We start from the raw sequence: 16,930 nt of genomic DNA on the forward strand, positions 1-16,930 counted from the left end.
TTTACAAAGCGAACAGGAAAGTCAATGAAATCAACGGTCTACCCAGACCACCCCCGCGCCAGTGCTAGCTTTGCGTACCGTCACTTATTGCACTGAAAACGAGGAGACCCCAAAGATCCGAGTTGGGGCACGGTGAGAGGTGAACCTGTCAGGCCCATGACCACGGTGAGGGGGGCATTGATCTCCCGGACGAGCGCTTCGATGGTCTTGGGGTCGGAAGCCCCCGGCACAAAGAGGCAATCCGCACCCGCCTCTCGGTACGCATTGCATCGCTCGACGGCCTCTGCAAAAACATTGCTCGCACCAGTCAGGTAGACATCGGATCGGGCCGTCAGAACAAAAGGAACTCCCGACGCGTCCGCGGCGCGTCTTGCTGCCCGAACGCGCGCGACAGCGTGCTCTCTGTCGAACAGGGCTTGCGCAGGATTGCCGCTGTAGTCCTCGATGTTCGCGCCCACCACACCAGCACGAATCGCAGCCGCGATGGTTTCTCCAACCTCTTCAGGGCTCGCACCGTAGCCCGACTGGAGATCGGCGGAGACAGGAAGTGGACTTGCCGCAGCAATGGACCCCACGCGATCCAGCATGGTCTCCCTGCTCACAGCAGCTTCTTGATCAGGGAATCCCAGCGAGAAAGCCACGCCTGCACTCGTAGTGGCGATAGCGGGAAAGCCGCAGGACGCGAGCATCAGCGCACTACCAACGTCCCAAGCGTTGGGCATCAGAAAGATGGCCTCGGCAGTGTGCAATTGCTGGAACCGTAGACCCCGTTGGATTTGGCTCATTATGGCCATCCTAGTCGCCGAAGTTGGTGGCGGGTACTTCAGTCGGTATCGTGCGTATGGGCAATCTCGCCCAGACACCGCATCAACTTGTCGTAAAGCGTGCGCCCTGTTGTCGGGGGAGGTATGCCACACACCCATGTACTTCCTGCCGTTTTTGCGATTTGGTAGAGCGCCTCACTTTTCGACCATAACCAGCGCATGCACAGATTCGTCGGTGTCGAAAAACGGCTCACGTTGCTTGCGTGGTTGCTTTAGGCAGCGCGTTCGAATCTCCTCGGGACGATTCAAGACAGGTTTACCGGGCAAACGCTCCGCAACTCCTATGTGGCCGTGTCAACCGCGCGTTGTTCCGGATCTGTTCACCTACTCGCCAAAACGGAGTAGATAGCTACCCCCAGATTCTGAGAGTGAAGTGGTGCAAGGCGATGTCTTCAACAAAGACGATTTGTACGAGGCATTAAGCAAGCACAGAGTGGGAATAGCGATCAATTCCAACGATCCTTCAACCCCGTCACCCGGTTGAACACCACTTTCCCGCCCACCCCGTGGTCCGCACGGTCGGCCACGAAGTAGCCGTGGCGCTCAAACTGGAATTTCTGGTCTGGCTTCGCTGCAGCCAGTGAAGGCTCCACAACCGCCGTCACCACCTTCAGGCTGTCGGGGTTCAGCGCGTCCAGGAAGTTCTTGCCGCCCGCGTCGGGTTGCGGGTCGGTGAACAGGCGGTCGTACAGGCGCACTTCGGCGCTCACCCCGTCGGCGTTGCCCACCCAGGTGATGGCGGCTTTGGCCTTGACGCTGTCGGCGCCGGGGGTGCCGCTCTTGGTGCCGGGGATGACCTTGGCGTGCACTTCGGTCACTTTGCCTTCGGCGTCTTTGGCGCAACCCGTGCATTCGATGACGTAGCCGCCTTTGAGGCGCACCACGTTGCCTGGGAACAGGCGCTTGTAGCCCTTGGGCGGCACTTCTTCAAAGTCTTCGCGTTCGATCCACACGTCCTTGCCGATCTTGAAGACGCGGTCAGGCGGCGGCGTCTGGCCTTCGGCAATGGTGCTGTGGGGCAGGGCGGGCTGGGTGCAGTCTTCGGTGTAGCCGTCAGAGCCGAACACTTCGGCCCAGTTGGTGAGCACCAGCTTGACGGGGTCAAGCACGGCCATGCCGCGGTGGGCCTTGTTTTCCAGGTCTTCGCGCAGGCAGCCGTCGAGCGTGCTGTAGTCGATCCAGGAGTCGCTCTTGGTCACGCCGATGCGTTCGGCAAACAGCTGGATGGCCTCGGGCGTGTAGCCGCGGCGGCGCAGGCCGACGATGGTGGGCATGCGCGGGTCGTCCCAGCCGCTGACTTTCTTCTCGTTCACCAGCTGCGCCAGCTTGCGCTTGCTGGTGATCACGTAGGTCAGGTTCAGGCGCGCAAATTCGTACTGCCGCGGCGGTGGGGCCTTGAGCAGGCCGCCTTCGCACAAACGCTCCAGCAACCAGTCGTAGAACGGGCGCTGGTCTTCAAATTCCAGCGTGGCGATGCTGTGGGTGATCTGCTCCAGCGCGTCCTCGATGGGGTGCGCGAAGGTGTACATGGGGTAGATGCACCAGGCGTCGCCCGTGTTGTGGTGCGTGGCGCGGCGGATGCGGTAGATGGCCGGGTCGCGCAGGTTGATGTTGGGCGAGGCCATGTCGATCTTGGCGCGCAGCACGGCGGCGCCGTCGGCCAGTTTGCCGTCGCGCATCTCGCGGAAGCGGGCTAGGTTCTCTTCCGGGCTGCGGCTGCGGAAGGGGCTGTCCACGCCGGGCTTGCCGAAGTCGCCGCGGTTGATGCGCATGTCTTCGGCTGTCTGCTCGTCCACATAGGCGTGGCCGGCGGTGATAAGGTATTCGGCCGCGCGGTACATGAAGTCGAAGTAGTTCGACGCGTAGTACAGGTGGCTTTCCTGCTTGCCGTTGAAGTTGGATTCCCAGTTGAAACCCAGCCACTGCACCGCGTCGAGGATGGAGTCCACGTACTCCTTTTCTTCCTTCTCGGGGTTGGTGTCGTCAAAGCGCATGTGGCAGACGCCGCCGTAGTCGCGCGCCAGGCCGAAGTTCAGGCAGATGCTCTTGGCGTGGCCCACGTGCAGGTAGCCGTTGGGTTCGGGCGGGAAGCGGGTGCGGATCTTGGCCGGGTCGGGCTGGCCGGCGTCGTGGAAGGCGGCATCACCCGGGCCGCCGCCCCATTGGCGCTGGGCGTAGGTGCCGGTGGCGAGGTCTTTTTCAATGACCTGGCGCAGGAAGTTTGACGTCCTGAGCGCCTGGCCCTCAATTTCTGCGGGAGCTTGGTGGTGTCGAGAGATGCTGGACGAAAGGGACGGGGGGGGCATGCAGTCATTCTAAGGAGAGGCGGAAGCTCCAAGATAATCAAGGTCTAACCCACAACAGGTGTCACGCGCTTGAACCAAAGCACTCCCTTGCCGAACGCCTCTCTGCTGAACCAGCTGTTACGGTTCACCCCCACGGCGCGCATGTTTTTCTCGGGAAATCTCTGTACCCTGACGCAGGGATCCGAGGCTGACGGCCTCAAGCAGGGGACGATGCACCTGCTGAGTCGCGGCGAGCTGCAACTGACGCGCAAGGGCTTTGCGCCGCTGAACGTGCGGGCGCCCAGCGTGCTGTTGCTTCCCCGCGCGTTGGAGCACTGGGTTCAGGGCTCAGGGCCGCAGGGGGTGGACCTGATGTGCGCCACCCTCAGTGAATTGGCGCCGCCGCTGGACATGATCTTGCCGGACGTCACGGTGATTGACTTGACCGCCACGTCATCGCTGCAGCGACCGGTAGAGCTGCTGTTCGAGGAGGCCGAGGCACGTGCTTTTGGTTATCGGGCAGCGATCGACCGCCTGCTGCAATACACCTTCGTGGTGCTTGTGCGTCACCTGATTGATCGGCAACTGCTGTCCGGCGGTGTGCTGGAGGCCATGGTCGACAGCCGTCTGGGTGTGGTGCTGTCCATGCTGCACGAATCGCCAGAGCACGACTGGACGCTTGACAGCATGGCGGAGCTGGCGCACCTGTCCCGGTCTGCCTTTGCCCTGCGCTTTGTCCAGGTGGTGGGCATACCGCCGTTGACCTACTTGACCCACTGGCGCATGGCGGTTGCCCGCAACCTACTCGCGCAAGGGCAGGCAGTGAAGGCGGTGGCCTCTCAGGTGGGCTACGGTAATGCCACCGCATTCGCGCGAGCGTTTCAACGGGCCTCGGGGCAATCGCCCAGCGCTTGGCAGATGGAGCATCTGAGTCAGCCGTAGGTCCATCGCGCCCTGGTTCTGGACGATCGGTGGCGTGATGCGGACGCCGAATGCCGTTGTGCTGTGCCGAACGGACCCGACTTCAGGTTCAATGCCTTGAGGCAGAACTTTGAAGGAGATCACGATGAACCCGAGCGAAAAAGCAGTCCTGGCCGGCGGTTGTTTCTGGGGCATGCAGGACCTGGTGCGCAAGCTGCCTGGCGTGTTGCGCACCCGTGTGGGCTACAGCGGCGGCGATGTGCCCAACGCCACCTACCGCAACCACGGCACCCACGCCGAGGCGTTGGAGGTGGAGTTCGACCCCACGCAGACGAGCTTTCGCGACCTGCTGGAGTTCTTCTTCCAGATCCACGATCCGAGCACCCCGGGGCGCCAGGGCAATGACCGCGGCAGTTCCTACCGGTCGGCCATTTTCTACACCTCGGACGAGCAGCTGGCCACGGCGCAGCAGACCATTGCCGATGTGAATGCCTCGGGTTTGTGGCCGGGCAAGGTGGTCACCGAGCTCGCGCCCGCGGGGCCGTTCTGGGAGGCCGAGCCCGAGCATCAGGACTACCTGGTCAAGCACCCCAACGGCTACACTTGCCACTACCCCCGTGCGGGCTGGAAGCTGCCGCGACGCGAGATCGGCTGACGGCCAACGCTCAAGAACGGTGGGGGTCGGCGCGCCAGTGGGCGGGCCGACCCGGTGTGTCTGTTTTTTTCCTGAGGAGATGGTGATGCAATCCCGGTGCATTCAACAGGCGCCCGAGCTGCGGGTGCCGTGGTGGATCGACGGCGAAGGGCGCAGCATGGCACCGCTGAAGCTGTCCGATCTGGGCGACGGGTTCAAAGTGATCTTCTGCTTCCAGCACTGGTGTCCGGGCTGCCACAGCCATGGCTTTCCGACCCTGCAGAAGCTGATCAAGGCGTTGGGCGATCGCGGCTTCGCGTTTGCCGCGGTGCAGACCGTGTTCGAGGGCGCCGAGTCCAACACCTTCGAGCGCCTGCGCGAGACGCAGTTGCGCTACGGCTTGAACATTCCGTTCGGACACGACCCTGCGATCGGACGCGCGTCGTCGCTCATGGCGGACTACGGGACGCGCGGCACGCCGTGGTTTTTGGTGATCGATCCGCTGGACGAGGTGCTCTACAGCGACTTCGAGCTCGACGAGCGGCAGCTGATCGGGGCGTTCGGCGCTTCGAACGATGGTCTCAAGGCGGCCTGAAGTCATGCGTGCGTCCACACCAAAGGCCGTGTCGGAGCCGAAGACGCCGGGGACGGGCCCGGCGTTTCGGCTGCCGTTTGACAACAGCTTCTTCCGGGACATGCAGGGGTTCTATGTGCCTTGGAAGCCCGAGCCGTCCCCGGCCCCGGCCTGGGTGCAGTTCAACGACGCCCTGGCGCTGGAGCTGGGGCTGGAGCCGGCGACGCTGAAGTCTGCGACCGGTCTGGCGTGGCTGTCCGGCGTGGAAATGCCGGCTGAGGCGGCGCCGCTGGCGCAGGCCTACGCGGGACACCAGTTCGGCCAGTTCTCGCCACACTTGGGGGATGGCCGCGCCTTGCTGCTCGGGGAACTCATCGACACGGCAGGACAGCGTCGGGACCTGGCCCTCAAGGGGTCGGGCCGTACGCCGTTTTCGCGCCGTGGCGATGGCAAGGCGGCACTGGGCCCGGCGCTGCGCGAGTACCTCATGGGCGAGGCCATGCACGCGTTGGGCATTCCCACGACGCGTGCGCTGGCGGTGATCCGGACCGGTGAGCGGGTGAACCGCGAGGGCTCGCCCCCCGGGGCGATCTTGGTGCGCGTGGCGGCCAGCCACTTGCGGGTGGGCACTTTTGAGTTCTTCGCGGCGCGGGAGGAGGAGGTGATGCTTCGGCGGCTGCTCGACTATGCCGTGGCGCGGCATGACCCCGCCCTCGCCAAGCTTTCCGACAAGCCCATTCCGATGCTGGAGGCCGTCTGTGAGCGGCAGGCGCAGCTGATTGCACGCTGGATGGGCGTGGGCTTCATCCACGGGGTGATGAACACCGACAACATGAGCATTTCGGGCGAGACCATCGACTATGGTCCGTGTGCGTTCATGGAGGGTTTCGATCCGGCCACGGTGTTCAGCTCGATCGACCGTCAGGGGCGATATGCCTACGGCCAGCAGCCGGCCATGGCGCAATGGAACCTGGCCCGTCTGGCCGAAGCGTTGCTGCCGGTTCTGGACGCCCGCGATATCGACGTCGTGGAACGGGTGGAACAGGTGGTGGCCGGGTTTGCCGTGCGCTTTGACCGGCATTGGACCGGGCAGCTGCGCGCCAAGCTGGGCTTGGCCGCTGAAGAGCCGGACGACCGCGCCCTGGCGGACGACTTCCTGCAGCTGCTGCAGCGGGAAAAGGTGGACTTCACGCTGGCGTTCCGCCTCCTGTCCGACGCCATCACGGGGCCGGATGCCGCACTGCACGACCTGTTCGGACGGGAGCGCCCGGCGCTCTCGGACTGGCTGGCGCGCTGGCGCCAGCGCATGGCCCGGGAGGGAAGGACCTTGCAGGACTGCGCCGCAACGGCGTGGTCGGTCAATCCCTTCGTGATCCCGCGCAATCACCAGGTGGAGGCGGCGCTGTCGAGTGCCGTGGACGAGGCCGACCTCGGTCCGTTCGAGCGCCTGCTGGCGGTGCTGGGGCGGCCGTACGAGACGGTGGAGTCCGCGCGGCCATTCACGCTGCCGGCCTCGCCCGAAGTGGCCGCAGCCCACCGCACCTTCTGCGGCACCTGATTGGGGTACCCAACGATTTCTGAAAGGAGACTTCGCATGACCACAACGAAACAGGAACCCGGTGTCCTTGGCGAAGCGGCCGCTCCCCTGGGTGTGACCCGGTGGGTGGACGCGTCGGGCCAGGCGCTGGAACACTTCGACCTGGACCGCATGCCCGGCCGGTTCAAGCTCATCTTCTGTTTTCAGGACGCCTGCCCGGGGTGCCATGCGACCGGCTTTCCGGCGCTTGCCCGGGTGGTCGACGCGTTTCGGGGGAGCGACTTCGTCGGGTTCGCCGCAGTCCAGACCGTGTTCGAGGACTTCGGTTCGAACACCTGGGAGCGCATGCTGGCCAATCACTCCCGCTACGCGCTGGGCATTCCCTTCGGGCACGACGCCGGTGACGAACAGGACGGCGCGGGTTCGGAGCTGATGCGCCGCTACCGCAACGGCGGCACACCCTGGTTCATCCTGATCGATCCCGATGGCAGAGTGGTCTACAACCATTTCCGAATCGACGCCGACAAGCTCGTCACCTTTCTCAAGCGGCTGGAAAACGAACCGGCGGCACCGGAGCCTGGGCCCGACATGTTGACTTGGAAAGGAGTGATTCAACTGGTGGAAACGGGCAACCCGACGCCACCGCGCCGAGTTGAGCGCAGCGAAGCCGAGTGGGCCCAACAGCTGACGCCCGAGCAGTTCCGAATCACGCGGCTCAAGGGCACCGAACGGGCGCACAGCTCCTCGATGTGTACGCTGTTTTCGCCCGGGATCTACCGGTGCGTGTGCTGCGGCACTGAACTATTCGATGCGTCGACCAAATATGACAGCCGCAGCGGCTGGCCCAGCTTCACGCAGGCCATTGCCCCGGGTCTGGTGGGCTATCACGGAGACAACAGCCACGGCATGGTGCGGGTGGAGACGACGTGCAACGTCTGCGACGCCCACCTGGGTCACGTGTTTCCCGACGGACCCAAGCCCAGCGGTCTGCGCTACTGCATCAACGCCCTGGCACTGGAGAAAGCATGAGCAGCGAAAAGGTAGGCTTCGCTGGCAGCAGCCAGGGTCTGCTGGTGGGTGTCTTGGAACGCCCGGACCATGCACCGTTACAAGCCCTGGCGGTGTTTGCCCACTGCTTTACCTGCGGAAAGAACTCTCTCGCCGCGACCCGCATCAGCCGGGCGCTGGCTCAGCAGGGCATCGCCACGCTGCGCTTTGATTTCACCGGTCTGGGCGAGAGCGAAGGCGACTTCGGGCGCGGTGGCTTTTCGTCCAGCGTGGCGGACATTGTGGCGGCGGTGCACTGGATGCAGAGCACGATCGGCATGCCTGCACTGTTGGTCGGACACAGCCTGGGGGGGACGGCGGCCATCGCGGCGGCTGCCCGCCTCGACGGCATACGGGCGGTTTGCACGCTGGGCGCACCCGCGACGGCCGACCATGTGCTTCGTCACTTCGGTCCGACCAAGTCCGAAGAGGATGGGCAGATCCAGGTCGACCTGGGCGGCCGGGCGTTCAGGATCGCGCCGGCCTTCATTGAAGAGCTCCAGGCCCAAGCCCACGAGAACCCGGTCAAGGGGCTTCGCGCGGCCTTGCTGGTTATGCACGCGCCAAGTGACGCGGTGGTGGACATCGGCGAGGCACAGGACCTGTTCAAGGCGGCCAGACATCCTAAGAGTTTCATCAGCCTGGACGATGCGGACCATCTGCTCACGCGCCCGGCCGATGCGCAGTATGCGGCTGACCTGATTGGCGCCTGGGCCTCGCGGTTTCTGCCGATGCGAGCCGAGCGAAACGATGCGCCGTCGGACCTTCGTGCGGGCGAGGTGTGGGTGGGGGAGCACGATCACGCCTTCTGGCGATCGATGCGAGCAGGTCCGCACCACCTCGACGCCGATGAGCCCAAGGAAGTGGGTGGTGGCGAACGCGGGCCCGATCCTTATGAACTTCTGCTGATGTCGCTGGGCGCCTGCACGTCCATGACATTGCGCCAGTACGCCAAGCGAAAAGGCTATGCGCTCAAGGATGTCCAGGTCAGGTTGCGTCATGAGCGCGCGCACGCGACCGATTGCCAGGAGTGCGGGGATCGCTCGGGACAGGTTGACCACGTCACGCGGCAGCTCCTGCTGAGCGGACCGTTGAGTGAAAGCCAGCGACAGGACCTGTTGCGCATCGCCGATCGTTGCCCCGTGCATCGAACGCTGGAGAACCATCCGGTGATCACCACCACACTGATTCGGGACTGATCCCAACCACACACAAACGAAGGAGACGGAGCATGAGAGCCATCTGGAAAGGCACCACCATCGCTGAGAGCGATGACATCGTGGAAGTTGAAGGCAACGCCTATTTCCCACACGACGCGTTGCGCCCGGAACATTTCAAACCAAGCGATACGCACACCACCTGTCCATGGAAGGGGCGGGCCAGCTACTACGACGTCGTGGTCGGCGAAGACGTGAACGCTGACGCGGCGTGGTACTACCCGTCGCCCAAGGCTGGTGCGGAGGCGGTGACCGGCAGGGTGGCGTTCTGGCGCGGTGTCGAGGTGCGGCCATGAGCGGGGAACAGAGGTTCGACGCGATCGTGATCGGAGCCGGTCAGGCCGGTCCCTTTCTGGGCGCGACACTCGTTGCCCGGGGTATGAAGGTGGCGCTCATCGAGGAGCGTGACCTGGGTGGTACCTGTGTCAATCGGGGCTGCACCCCAACCAAGACCCTACGCAAGTCGGCTCGTGTGGCTCACATGGCGCGCCGGGCCAGCGAATTCGGTGTGCAAACCGGGTCGGTCCAGGTCAACTTCAGGGCAGCGATGGAGCGCATGCAACGCCGGGTGGAGGAGGCTCGCTCTGGCCTGCAGGCCTGGCTGGGCCAGTTGGAAGGACTCACCATCATCAAGGCGCGCGGTCGCCTGGCGGGCCGTGAAGGCGAACAGTTCGTGGTGCTGGCCGGCGAGCATCAGCTGGTGGCGCCCAAGGTGGTGCTGAACACCGGCACACGTCCCTTTGTTCCGCCGGTGCCTGGGCTGGACGAGCTGCCGTTCCTGGACAACGAACGGCTGTTGGCGCTGCGTGAATTACCGTCCAGGCTGGTGATCATCGGCGGTGGATACATCAGCCTGGAGATGGCTCAGATCTTTCGGCGGCTGGGAAGTGAGGTTGCCATTCTGGAAACAGGGCCCCGCCTCACGGCCCGCGAGGACGAGGACATTGCAGCCGCTGTGACCGGAATGCTGACAGCGGAAGGCATCGAAGTGAACACCGGCGTGCGCATTGAGCGGGTCGGCAAGGCGGACAACGACGCTGGCGTGCGGGTGCAGTTGGCTGGTGGCCGCAGCGTGGATGGCAGCCACCTGCTGGTGGCCACCGGGCGAATACCGAACACCGACTGTCTGGGCCTGGAAACGGTGGGCCTGGAGGTCAGTGCGCGAGGCTACCTGGTCACCAACGACCGGCTCGAAACCGCGGTTCCCGGCATCTGGGCGCTGGGTGACATCAATCAGCGCGGGGCCTTTACCCACACCAGCTACCACGATCAGGACATCGTGGCGGAGAACCTGGCCGGAGGGCAACGCAGCGCCGCCGCGCGCGTCGGCATTTATGCCATGTTTACCGATCCTCCGCTGGCCCACGTCGGTCTTTATGAGGCCGACGCGCGAAAACTCGTGACCGAAGGGCGACGCATTTCCCAGGCGGTTCACGCCATGAAGGACGTCAGTCGCGCGAAGGAAGAAGGCGAAACCGTGGGCAAGATCAAGCTCCTCATCGATGAGGACAGTGGTCATTTCCTCGGAGCGACCATGCTCGGGATCCAGTCGGACGAGATCATTCAGGCGATCGGTCTGGTGATGGCCAGTGGCGGCACCTGGAAGTTGGTCCGGGATGCATTGCCCGTTCACCCGACGGTCACCGAGTTCCTGCCCACCATCATTGATCGACGCAAGCCCTTGACCGCAAGTTCTGGGTGAGCCGGAGGACCCACACCATGCCCATCAACCGCTCATTCAGCGGCCGCAATCGCGATGTCCACAACCACGGCGGTCGACTTCCGCCAGGACAGTCCCTGACGGAAGGTTTTCCCGTGCTGACTGCGGGCCCCACCCCAAAAGCCTTGGCGCTTGGCGATTGGCGCTTGACCTTGAAGGTCGGTGTGCGGCCGGTTCGCGTTTGGACCTGGAGCGAATTCCAGGCCCTGCCCCAGACCGAGCAGGTGGTCGATATCCATTGCGTTACCACCTGGTCGAAATTCGACACCCGCTGGCGCGGTGTGACGTTGGACGCTTTGTTGCAAGCAGCCGGACTGGAAGCGCCCACGCCTTGGGTGCTGGCGCATTCCCAGGACGGCTACTCCACCAACGTGCCGTTGGCCGATCTGACACAAGGGCGCGCAATGATCGCAACGCACTACGATGACCGACCGCTCGCGCCCGAGCACGGGGGACCGGCACGCCTGTTGGTGCCGCATCTCTATTTCTGGAAGTCGGCCAAGTGGGTCAATGCGCTGCAGTTCAACGAGCGCGACGAGGCCGGGTTCTGGGAACTGCGGGGCTATCACATGCGAGGTGACCCCTTCAAGGAAGAGCGCTATGGATGAGGCCGTTGGTCAGCAACGGCTGAGCTGGCAGTCCGCACGCATCGAAGCGTTGCAGGCACTGACTCCACGCGTCATGCGGGTGGTGCTGCGTCCCGACAGATGGGTTCGCCCGAGGCCGGGCCAGCATTTGGATGTCCGACTGACAGCAGAAGACGGCTATCAGGCACAACGGAGCTACTCACTCCTCTCTCCTCCTCAACGTATTGGGCTCTATGAACTGGGCATTGAGCGTTTGGACGATGGCGAAGTATCCACCTGGTTTCACGATGAGGCCCAGCACGACGAAACGATTGAAATCCTCGGACCAGTTGGAGGACATTTTGTGCTTGACGAGTCGAACACACGACCAGCCTTGCTGATTGGGGGAGGATCTGGCGTCGTTCCCCTTTTGTCCATGGCAGCGCAACGCGTGGGTGCATACAGCCTAGCGCATACAACGTTGTTGATTGCCGCACGCCATCTGGAAGAAGTGTTGCTCTGGCCAACCCTGCAGCGATGGGAAGCGTTTACTCCACGGTTTCGCACCCGACTAGCTCTCTCGCGGGACACCTGTGCCCCGCGTGTGCAGGACCACGTTGGCCGCATTGTTGAAGCCGATGTTGCCTGGGCTTTGCAGCAGTTGGGCAATGTGGCGACCGAATCCGCACAAGTTTTTATCTGCGGGCGCAATGACTTTGTCGAGTCCATCGTTCATATGGTCACCGGGCTGAATGTGCCAGAGGTCTCCATCCGCACTGAGCGTTTCGGAAGTTGAAGCACTTTTTGTTCTTACTTGCCATGACACCTGAAGAAATTCTCCTGACCCGATACGTCTCTGTCCGTTCACGCAGCGAACGGCTGTGTGCTCCTCTGAGTGCCGAGGACCATGTCCCTCAACCGGTTTCCGACGTCAGTCCACCGAAGTGGCACTTGGCTCACACCACGTGGTTCTTCGAGACTTTTGTTCTCGCGCTACAACAGCCGGGCTATCGACTGTTCCATCCTCTGTATGGCTACCTGTTCAACAGCTACTACGAATCTGAGGGCGCTCACTTGGCACGCCCTCGGCGAGGGAGCATGAGTCGCCCGACGGTGGCTGAGGTGATGGCATACCGCGCGCATGTGGACGAGTCCATGCATCGTCTGCTGAAGGAACCACTGGAGCCCGCAGTCGCGGCTTTGGTAGAGCTGGGCATGCAGCATGAACAACAGCATCAGGAGTTGCTGATCACAGACATCAAGTACATCCTTGGCCACAACCCATTGCATCCGGCGTATGACCCTCAGGGCATCGGTCCGCAAGATGTGACGGCCGAACACGATGGCACCTGCCCACCCCTGAACGATTGGCTGAGCGTCGACGGGCAGACGATTCGCATCGGCCACCAGGGGCCAGGGTTCGCCTTCGATAACGAGTCGCCATCGCATTTGGCGCTCATTCAAGGGGTAGACATCCGTGTGGCGCTTGTCACCAATGATGAATACCTTCAGTTTATGCGCGACGGAGGGTATCAGCGCCATTCGCTCTGGCATGCAGAAGGTTGGGACTGGGTGCAAACGCTCGAACACCGTGCGCCAATGTACTGGCTGCCCGACCCAGCCCAGCCTCACGGATGGAGTCACTACACGCTCCAGGGTGTGGCGCCTCTCAGTAGCCAGGCGCCAGTCTCCCACGTCAGTTACTACGAGGCACATGCCTTCTGCGAGTGGGCGGGGTGGCGATTGCCCACCGAGTTCGAGTGGGAGGCAGCGGCAAGCCGGCTCGACTGGGGACGTCGATGGGAATGGACGCGCAGTGCCTATCAGCCCTATCCTGGCTTTGCCCGCAGCGAGGGCGCGGTGGGGGAATACAACGGGAAGTTCATGGTAAACCAGCAGGTCTTGCGCGGAGCATCCTGGGCCACATCACCGGGCCACGCCCGTCTGACATACCGGAACTTCTTTCACGCTCCGTTGCGTTGGCAGTTCACGGGGATTCGTCCTGTTCGCTCGCGGGAGTCGGCATGACTGATCGGGACAGACTGACAGAGCATGTTCTGCAAGGGTTGACGCGACCACAAAAGGCGCTCTCATCCGCTTGGTTCTACGACGACGAAGGCTCGCGCCTGTTTCAGCAGATCATGGCGCTGCCAGAGTACTACCTCACACGCCTTGAGCACGAGCTCCTGCGTTCACGAGCGGACGAACTTTCCCGGTGGATAGACCCTCGGTGCAGCCCGATCGATTTGATTGAACTGGGCAGCGGCGACGGGGCCAAAACGCTGTCGTTGTGCCAGGCACTGGCACAACGTGACGTGGACTGCATTTACAGGCCTATGGATGTGTCCGCACGCGCACTAGCGGATCTGAGCCGCCGCTTTGACACGTACCTCCCCCGCATGGCCATCGAGCCGGTGCTGGGAGACTACTTCGAGCACTGGCCTCAGGTCGCCGAAGGGCGACGCCAGGTTGCAATGTTACTGGGCAGCAATCTGGGCAACCTGGACGAACACGGTGCCGTCAAGCTGCTGCAGCGAGTGCATTCGAATTTGCGCCCGGGTGACCTTGTGCTGCTTGGTCTGGATCTGGTCAAGGACCCGGCCATGCTGCGCGCAGCTTACGACGACTCTCAAGGCGTGACAGCTGCGTTCAATCTGAACCTGCTGACACGGTTGAATCGCGAGTTGGGCATGGACTTCGATCTTGCGAAATTTCGTCATTACGCCAGCTACTGTCCGCTGGAACACGTGGCCAGGAGCTTTCTGGTTAGCCAGGTGGACCAGGTGGTCAACAGCAAGACCCTCGACCGAGGTTTCGTTTTCCTTGCCGGCGAGACCATCTACACGGAGCAATCTCAGAAGTACACGATGGCTTCTATTGAACACCTCGCAGCCCAAAGCGGGTTTGACAACACCTGCACCCTGACCGACCCCCGAGGCTGGTACGCCCTCACAGTCTGGCACCGCCTACCGTTCACCCCAACGCAACAAACGTCGACCTGACATAGGAGCCTGAATGAGCAACAAGATCCATTTGCGCCAGACCATGCTGGACCTTGCCGAAGGGCGCCTGCGGTTTGCTGAACAGGCCTATGCACAATACCTGGTTGGTGCGGCGGGCCGCGGAGATGAACCCAGTGAAAGCGATGCGGCGTCGCGGGCCGTCAACAATGCCGCTCTGGCGCAGGCGTTCGAATGCCCCATTCACGATCATCAGGAGGCCCTGGAAGTCTTACGTCAGATCGATTTCGGTCCCCGGGATTCGGTGGAGACAGGCGCCGTGGTTCGCATCGACGGGCGTTGGTTCGTGATTGCGGTTGCTAGCGATGCCTTCCAGTGCGACGGCAACACCTACATGGGAATTTCCACCCAGGCGCCCATCTACGCAGCGATCGCAGATGCCCGAGCCGGTGATGTTGTCAGCTTCCGGCAACGCGAACTGCACATAGAGGAAGTCTTGTGATGCACCTCATTCGAGTCTGAACGATGGGCGGCACGCTGCGCGACTTGGTCCGGCGCTTTCATGGCACAGGTCGACTTGGTGCCATCGTTCTGCGCCCGGATCGCCTCAAGGACGCTGTGTCCGTGCAGGAGGCCAGGGCCGAACCGGGTCTCGGGCTGATTGGCGATCACCGCTCCCTGCGGCTTCGTCAGTCGGATGCGCAACGCCATCGCGAGCTGAGTCTGATCCAGGCTGAGCACCTCAGCTTGCTCGGGGTCTGGACGGGGCAAGCCCCAATTGCCCCGGAGCGTTTGCGGCGCAACCTCGTGATCTCGGGGATCAACATCGCCGCGATGCATTCACCTTTCCGGGAAGAGCGCTTTGTCTGGCGAATTGGCGGTTCGGTCCGCATTGAAATCACGGGGCCATGTCCTCCTTGTTCACGCATGGAGGACGAGCTCGGTGAAGGCGGTTACGCCGCGCTGCGTGGTCACGGGGGCGCCACGGCACGGATCGTCGTAGGTGGCGTGCTACGGGTTGGAGATACCGTTAACCTTGACGTTGAATCCACCGTGGGCTGAGAGCCATGATCGAAGCAGAGCGTACGCCTGGGTTCCTCCATCTTCTCCAGATGACCGGCGGTGCGTCGTGGTTGCACATGTGCATCCACCACCGCGAGACGGAAGGTTTTCTCTCGAGCGCGACCGGCCTGGACAAGCTGATCGCCGCAGCGATGGTCTCTGAAGATACCCGGTCGCGGTTGCGCGTCCACGGGCAGGGTGTGATGGTTCTGCTCAAAGCGATGCATCTGAGAGCTGATGGAGTGGGGCATCCAGAGGACATGGTGTCCATGCGAATCTGGATTGATGAGCGTCGGGTTATCACGACCCGCGAGGAGGATGTGGATCCCATCCTCGAACTTGCAGAAGACATCTCTCAGGGGCGCGGCCCTGCAACGCCAGGTGACTTCCTTTGCGATCTCATCGAAGAGCACCTCGCGGAAGTTTCCGAGCAGGTCGAGATGCTGGAGGATGGGGTGGATCTGATCGGCGGCCTTCTGGTTCAGCACCAGACGGAAGCGGCATGCCCGAGCATGGCCAATACCCAGACCGCGATCTCTGGCTTTCTTCGTCATCTTGGCCCCCAGCGAGCCGTTCTTCAAACGTTGACAACTCTCGTCGTCCCGCCGCTGAATATAAATCACCGAGGCCGACTGGAGGAGCACCTGAACCAGCTGTTGCGGTTGCTCGAAACGCTGGAGAATTTGCGTGACCGTATCGATATCCTCAGTGACCAGGCAAACCGCATTCAGGAGCGACAGCTGAATCAAAGCTCTTATGTTTTTGCCGTGGTATCCACAATCTTCTTGCCCTTGAACTTTGTCACTGGCCTGTTTGGCGCCAATCTTCTGGGACTGCCGTTCGCAGATGCCACCAATGGCTTCTGGGTGTTGGTAGGTCTTTGCTTACTAATGAGTGTTGGGTTGGTAGCGGTCTTTCGCTGGTTCAAATGGCTTTAGTAGACGGTTTGTGGACTGTTTGAGATGTATCTTCGGAGCCGTCCATCAAGGACGGGTGCGCTGTTAGGAAAAACGATACGTGCCTGTTGATTCATCAGCACAACTGAGCCAGTGATCACGTCGAATACTGAGCCACTGGGTTGATGGATGTTCTGGCTACTCGGTTGTGGATAAGTCTATCGGGTCTGCTGCTTTTCGATCTCCTTTCTGAGCTTTTGCACGTGGCTTGGACGGTGCCGCGCCAGCGGCACTGGAGTGCTTGAATCGCCAGCTCTCATTGCCTGTCTCCACGATGTGGCAGTGGTGCGTGAGGCGGTCGAGCAAGGCGGTTGTCATCTTGGCGTCGCCGAAGACGCTGCTCCATTCCGAGAAGGTGAGGTTGGTGGTGATCACCACGCTCGTTCGCTCGTAGAGCTTGGAGAGCAGGTGGAACAGCATCGCACCGCCCGACTGCGTGAACGGCAGGTAGCCCAGTTCATCCAGGATCACCAGATCGACGTACATCAGCCGGTGTGCCAACTGCCCGGACTTGTTGGGGTCTCCTCGTTTTCAGTGCAATAAGTGACGGTACGAAAAGCTAGCACTGGCGCGGAGGTGGTGTTGGTAGATCGTTGATTTCATTGACTTTCCTGTTCACTTTCAAAT

The 16,930-nt window shown here is 62.3% G+C and carries 17 protein-coding genes and 1 pseudogene; 15 read left to right on the forward strand and 3 right to left on the reverse strand.

All coding sequences use genetic code 11. The features are described 5' to 3' along the window. Positions 1-80 precede the first annotated feature (80 nt). Both ACVOLQ_RS20795 and ACVOLQ_RS20800 read right to left on the reverse strand, forming a co-directional pair. A complete protein-coding gene (locus tag ACVOLQ_RS20795; RefSeq protein WP_079385910.1) occupies positions 81-785 on the reverse strand; it encodes an isocitrate lyase/PEP mutase family protein in 705 nt (234 codons plus the stop codon). Positions 786-1,270: 485 nt separating this feature from the next. Beyond that, a complete protein-coding gene (locus ACVOLQ_RS20800) occupies positions 1,271-3,130 on the reverse strand; it encodes a glutamine--tRNA ligase/YqeY domain fusion protein (RefSeq protein WP_197970338.1) in 1,860 nt (619 codons plus the stop codon). Between the two features lie 69 nt (positions 3,131-3,199). Between ACVOLQ_RS20800 and ACVOLQ_RS20805 the strand changes: the two genes are divergently transcribed. The 15 genes from ACVOLQ_RS20805 to ACVOLQ_RS20875 all read left to right on the forward strand — a co-directional run bounded on the left by ACVOLQ_RS20805 (position 3,200) and on the right by ACVOLQ_RS20875 (position 16,285). Next, the gene (locus ACVOLQ_RS20805) at positions 3,200-4,051 is read left to right on the forward strand and encodes an AraC family transcriptional regulator (protein WP_052157284.1); all 852 of its coding nucleotides are present in this window, start codon (positions 3,200-3,202) and stop codon (positions 4,049-4,051) included. 124 nt (positions 4,052-4,175) lie between these two features. Next, positions 4,176-4,685, forward strand: a complete 510-nt coding sequence (msrA, locus tag ACVOLQ_RS20810) for a peptide-methionine (S)-S-oxide reductase MsrA (RefSeq protein WP_008652077.1) — start codon at positions 4,176-4,178, stop codon at positions 4,683-4,685. 85 nt (positions 4,686-4,770) lie between these two features. Then, on the forward strand, positions 4,771-5,259 hold the full coding sequence (locus tag ACVOLQ_RS20815) for a peroxiredoxin family protein (protein WP_034053978.1): 489 nt from the start codon (positions 4,771-4,773) through the stop codon (positions 5,257-5,259). A gap of 4 nt (positions 5,260-5,263) precedes the next feature. Beyond that, on the forward strand, positions 5,264-6,796 hold the full coding sequence (locus tag ACVOLQ_RS20820; protein WP_074423286.1) for a protein adenylyltransferase SelO: 1,533 nt from the start codon (positions 5,264-5,266) through the stop codon (positions 6,794-6,796). Positions 6,797-6,832: 36 nt separating this feature from the next. Then, positions 6,833-7,804, forward strand: a complete 972-nt coding sequence (msrB, locus tag ACVOLQ_RS20825; RefSeq protein WP_232092421.1) for a peptide-methionine (R)-S-oxide reductase MsrB — start codon at positions 6,833-6,835, stop codon at positions 7,802-7,804. Next, a complete protein-coding gene (locus ACVOLQ_RS20830) occupies positions 7,801-9,021 on the forward strand; it encodes a bifunctional alpha/beta hydrolase/OsmC family protein (RefSeq protein ID WP_008647313.1) in 1,221 nt (406 codons plus the stop codon). The genes msrB and ACVOLQ_RS20830 overlap by 4 nt, the downstream gene beginning before the upstream one ends. Before the next feature lie 32 nt (positions 9,022-9,053). Further along, positions 9,054-9,335, forward strand: coding sequence for a DUF427 domain-containing protein (locus ACVOLQ_RS20835; protein ID WP_034053981.1), 282 nt, complete (start codon positions 9,054-9,056; stop codon positions 9,333-9,335). Continuing rightward, entirely contained in the window at positions 9,332-10,741 is a 1,410-nt protein-coding gene (locus tag ACVOLQ_RS20840; protein WP_034053982.1) for a mercuric reductase, read from the forward strand. Before ACVOLQ_RS20835 ends, ACVOLQ_RS20840 begins: the two co-directional genes overlap by 4 nt. A 17-nt stretch (positions 10,742-10,758) precedes the next feature. Further along, positions 10,759-11,367 (forward strand): sulfite oxidase-like oxidoreductase, encoded by a 609-nt coding sequence (locus tag ACVOLQ_RS20845; protein WP_123676625.1) that lies wholly within the window; start codon positions 10,759-10,761, stop codon positions 11,365-11,367. Further along, complete coding sequence (locus ACVOLQ_RS20850; protein WP_297756215.1) at positions 11,360-12,121, forward strand: FAD-binding oxidoreductase; 762 nt, start codon at positions 11,360-11,362, stop codon at positions 12,119-12,121. Before ACVOLQ_RS20845 ends, ACVOLQ_RS20850 begins: the two co-directional genes overlap by 8 nt. A 23-nt stretch (positions 12,122-12,144) precedes the next feature. After that, positions 12,145-13,353 carry an ergothioneine biosynthesis protein EgtB gene (gene egtB, locus ACVOLQ_RS20855; protein ID WP_123676627.1) on the forward strand — a complete coding sequence of 403 codons (1,209 nt, stop codon included), beginning with the start codon at positions 12,145-12,147 and terminating at the stop codon, positions 13,351-13,353. Next, positions 13,350-14,327 carry an L-histidine N(alpha)-methyltransferase gene (gene egtD / locus ACVOLQ_RS20860; RefSeq protein WP_123676628.1) on the forward strand — a complete coding sequence of 326 codons (978 nt, stop codon included), beginning with the start codon at positions 13,350-13,352 and terminating at the stop codon, positions 14,325-14,327. Before egtB ends, egtD begins: the two co-directional genes overlap by 4 nt. Before the next feature lie 13 nt (positions 14,328-14,340). Next, positions 14,341-14,787, forward strand: a complete 447-nt coding sequence (locus ACVOLQ_RS20865; RefSeq protein ID WP_297756217.1) for a hypothetical protein — start codon at positions 14,341-14,343, stop codon at positions 14,785-14,787. A gap of 23 nt (positions 14,788-14,810) precedes the next feature. Next, entirely contained in the window at positions 14,811-15,347 is a 537-nt protein-coding gene (locus ACVOLQ_RS20870; RefSeq protein WP_034054001.1) for an MOSC domain-containing protein, read from the forward strand. A 5-nt stretch (positions 15,348-15,352) separates the two neighbouring features. Next, positions 15,353-16,285: a CorA family divalent cation transporter gene (locus tag ACVOLQ_RS20875; RefSeq protein ID WP_042797683.1), complete on the forward strand. Its 933-nt coding sequence runs from the start codon at positions 15,353-15,355 to the stop codon at positions 16,283-16,285. Between the two features lie 156 nt (positions 16,286-16,441). Here the strand turns inward: ACVOLQ_RS20875 and ACVOLQ_RS20880 are convergent. Continuing rightward, positions 16,442-16,816: pseudogene (locus ACVOLQ_RS20880) on the reverse strand (ATP-binding protein); the annotation flags it as partial. Between the last annotated feature and the right edge of the window lie 114 nt (positions 16,817-16,930).

It is taken from the genome of Stenotrophomonas sp. STEN031 (assembly GCF_056759975.1).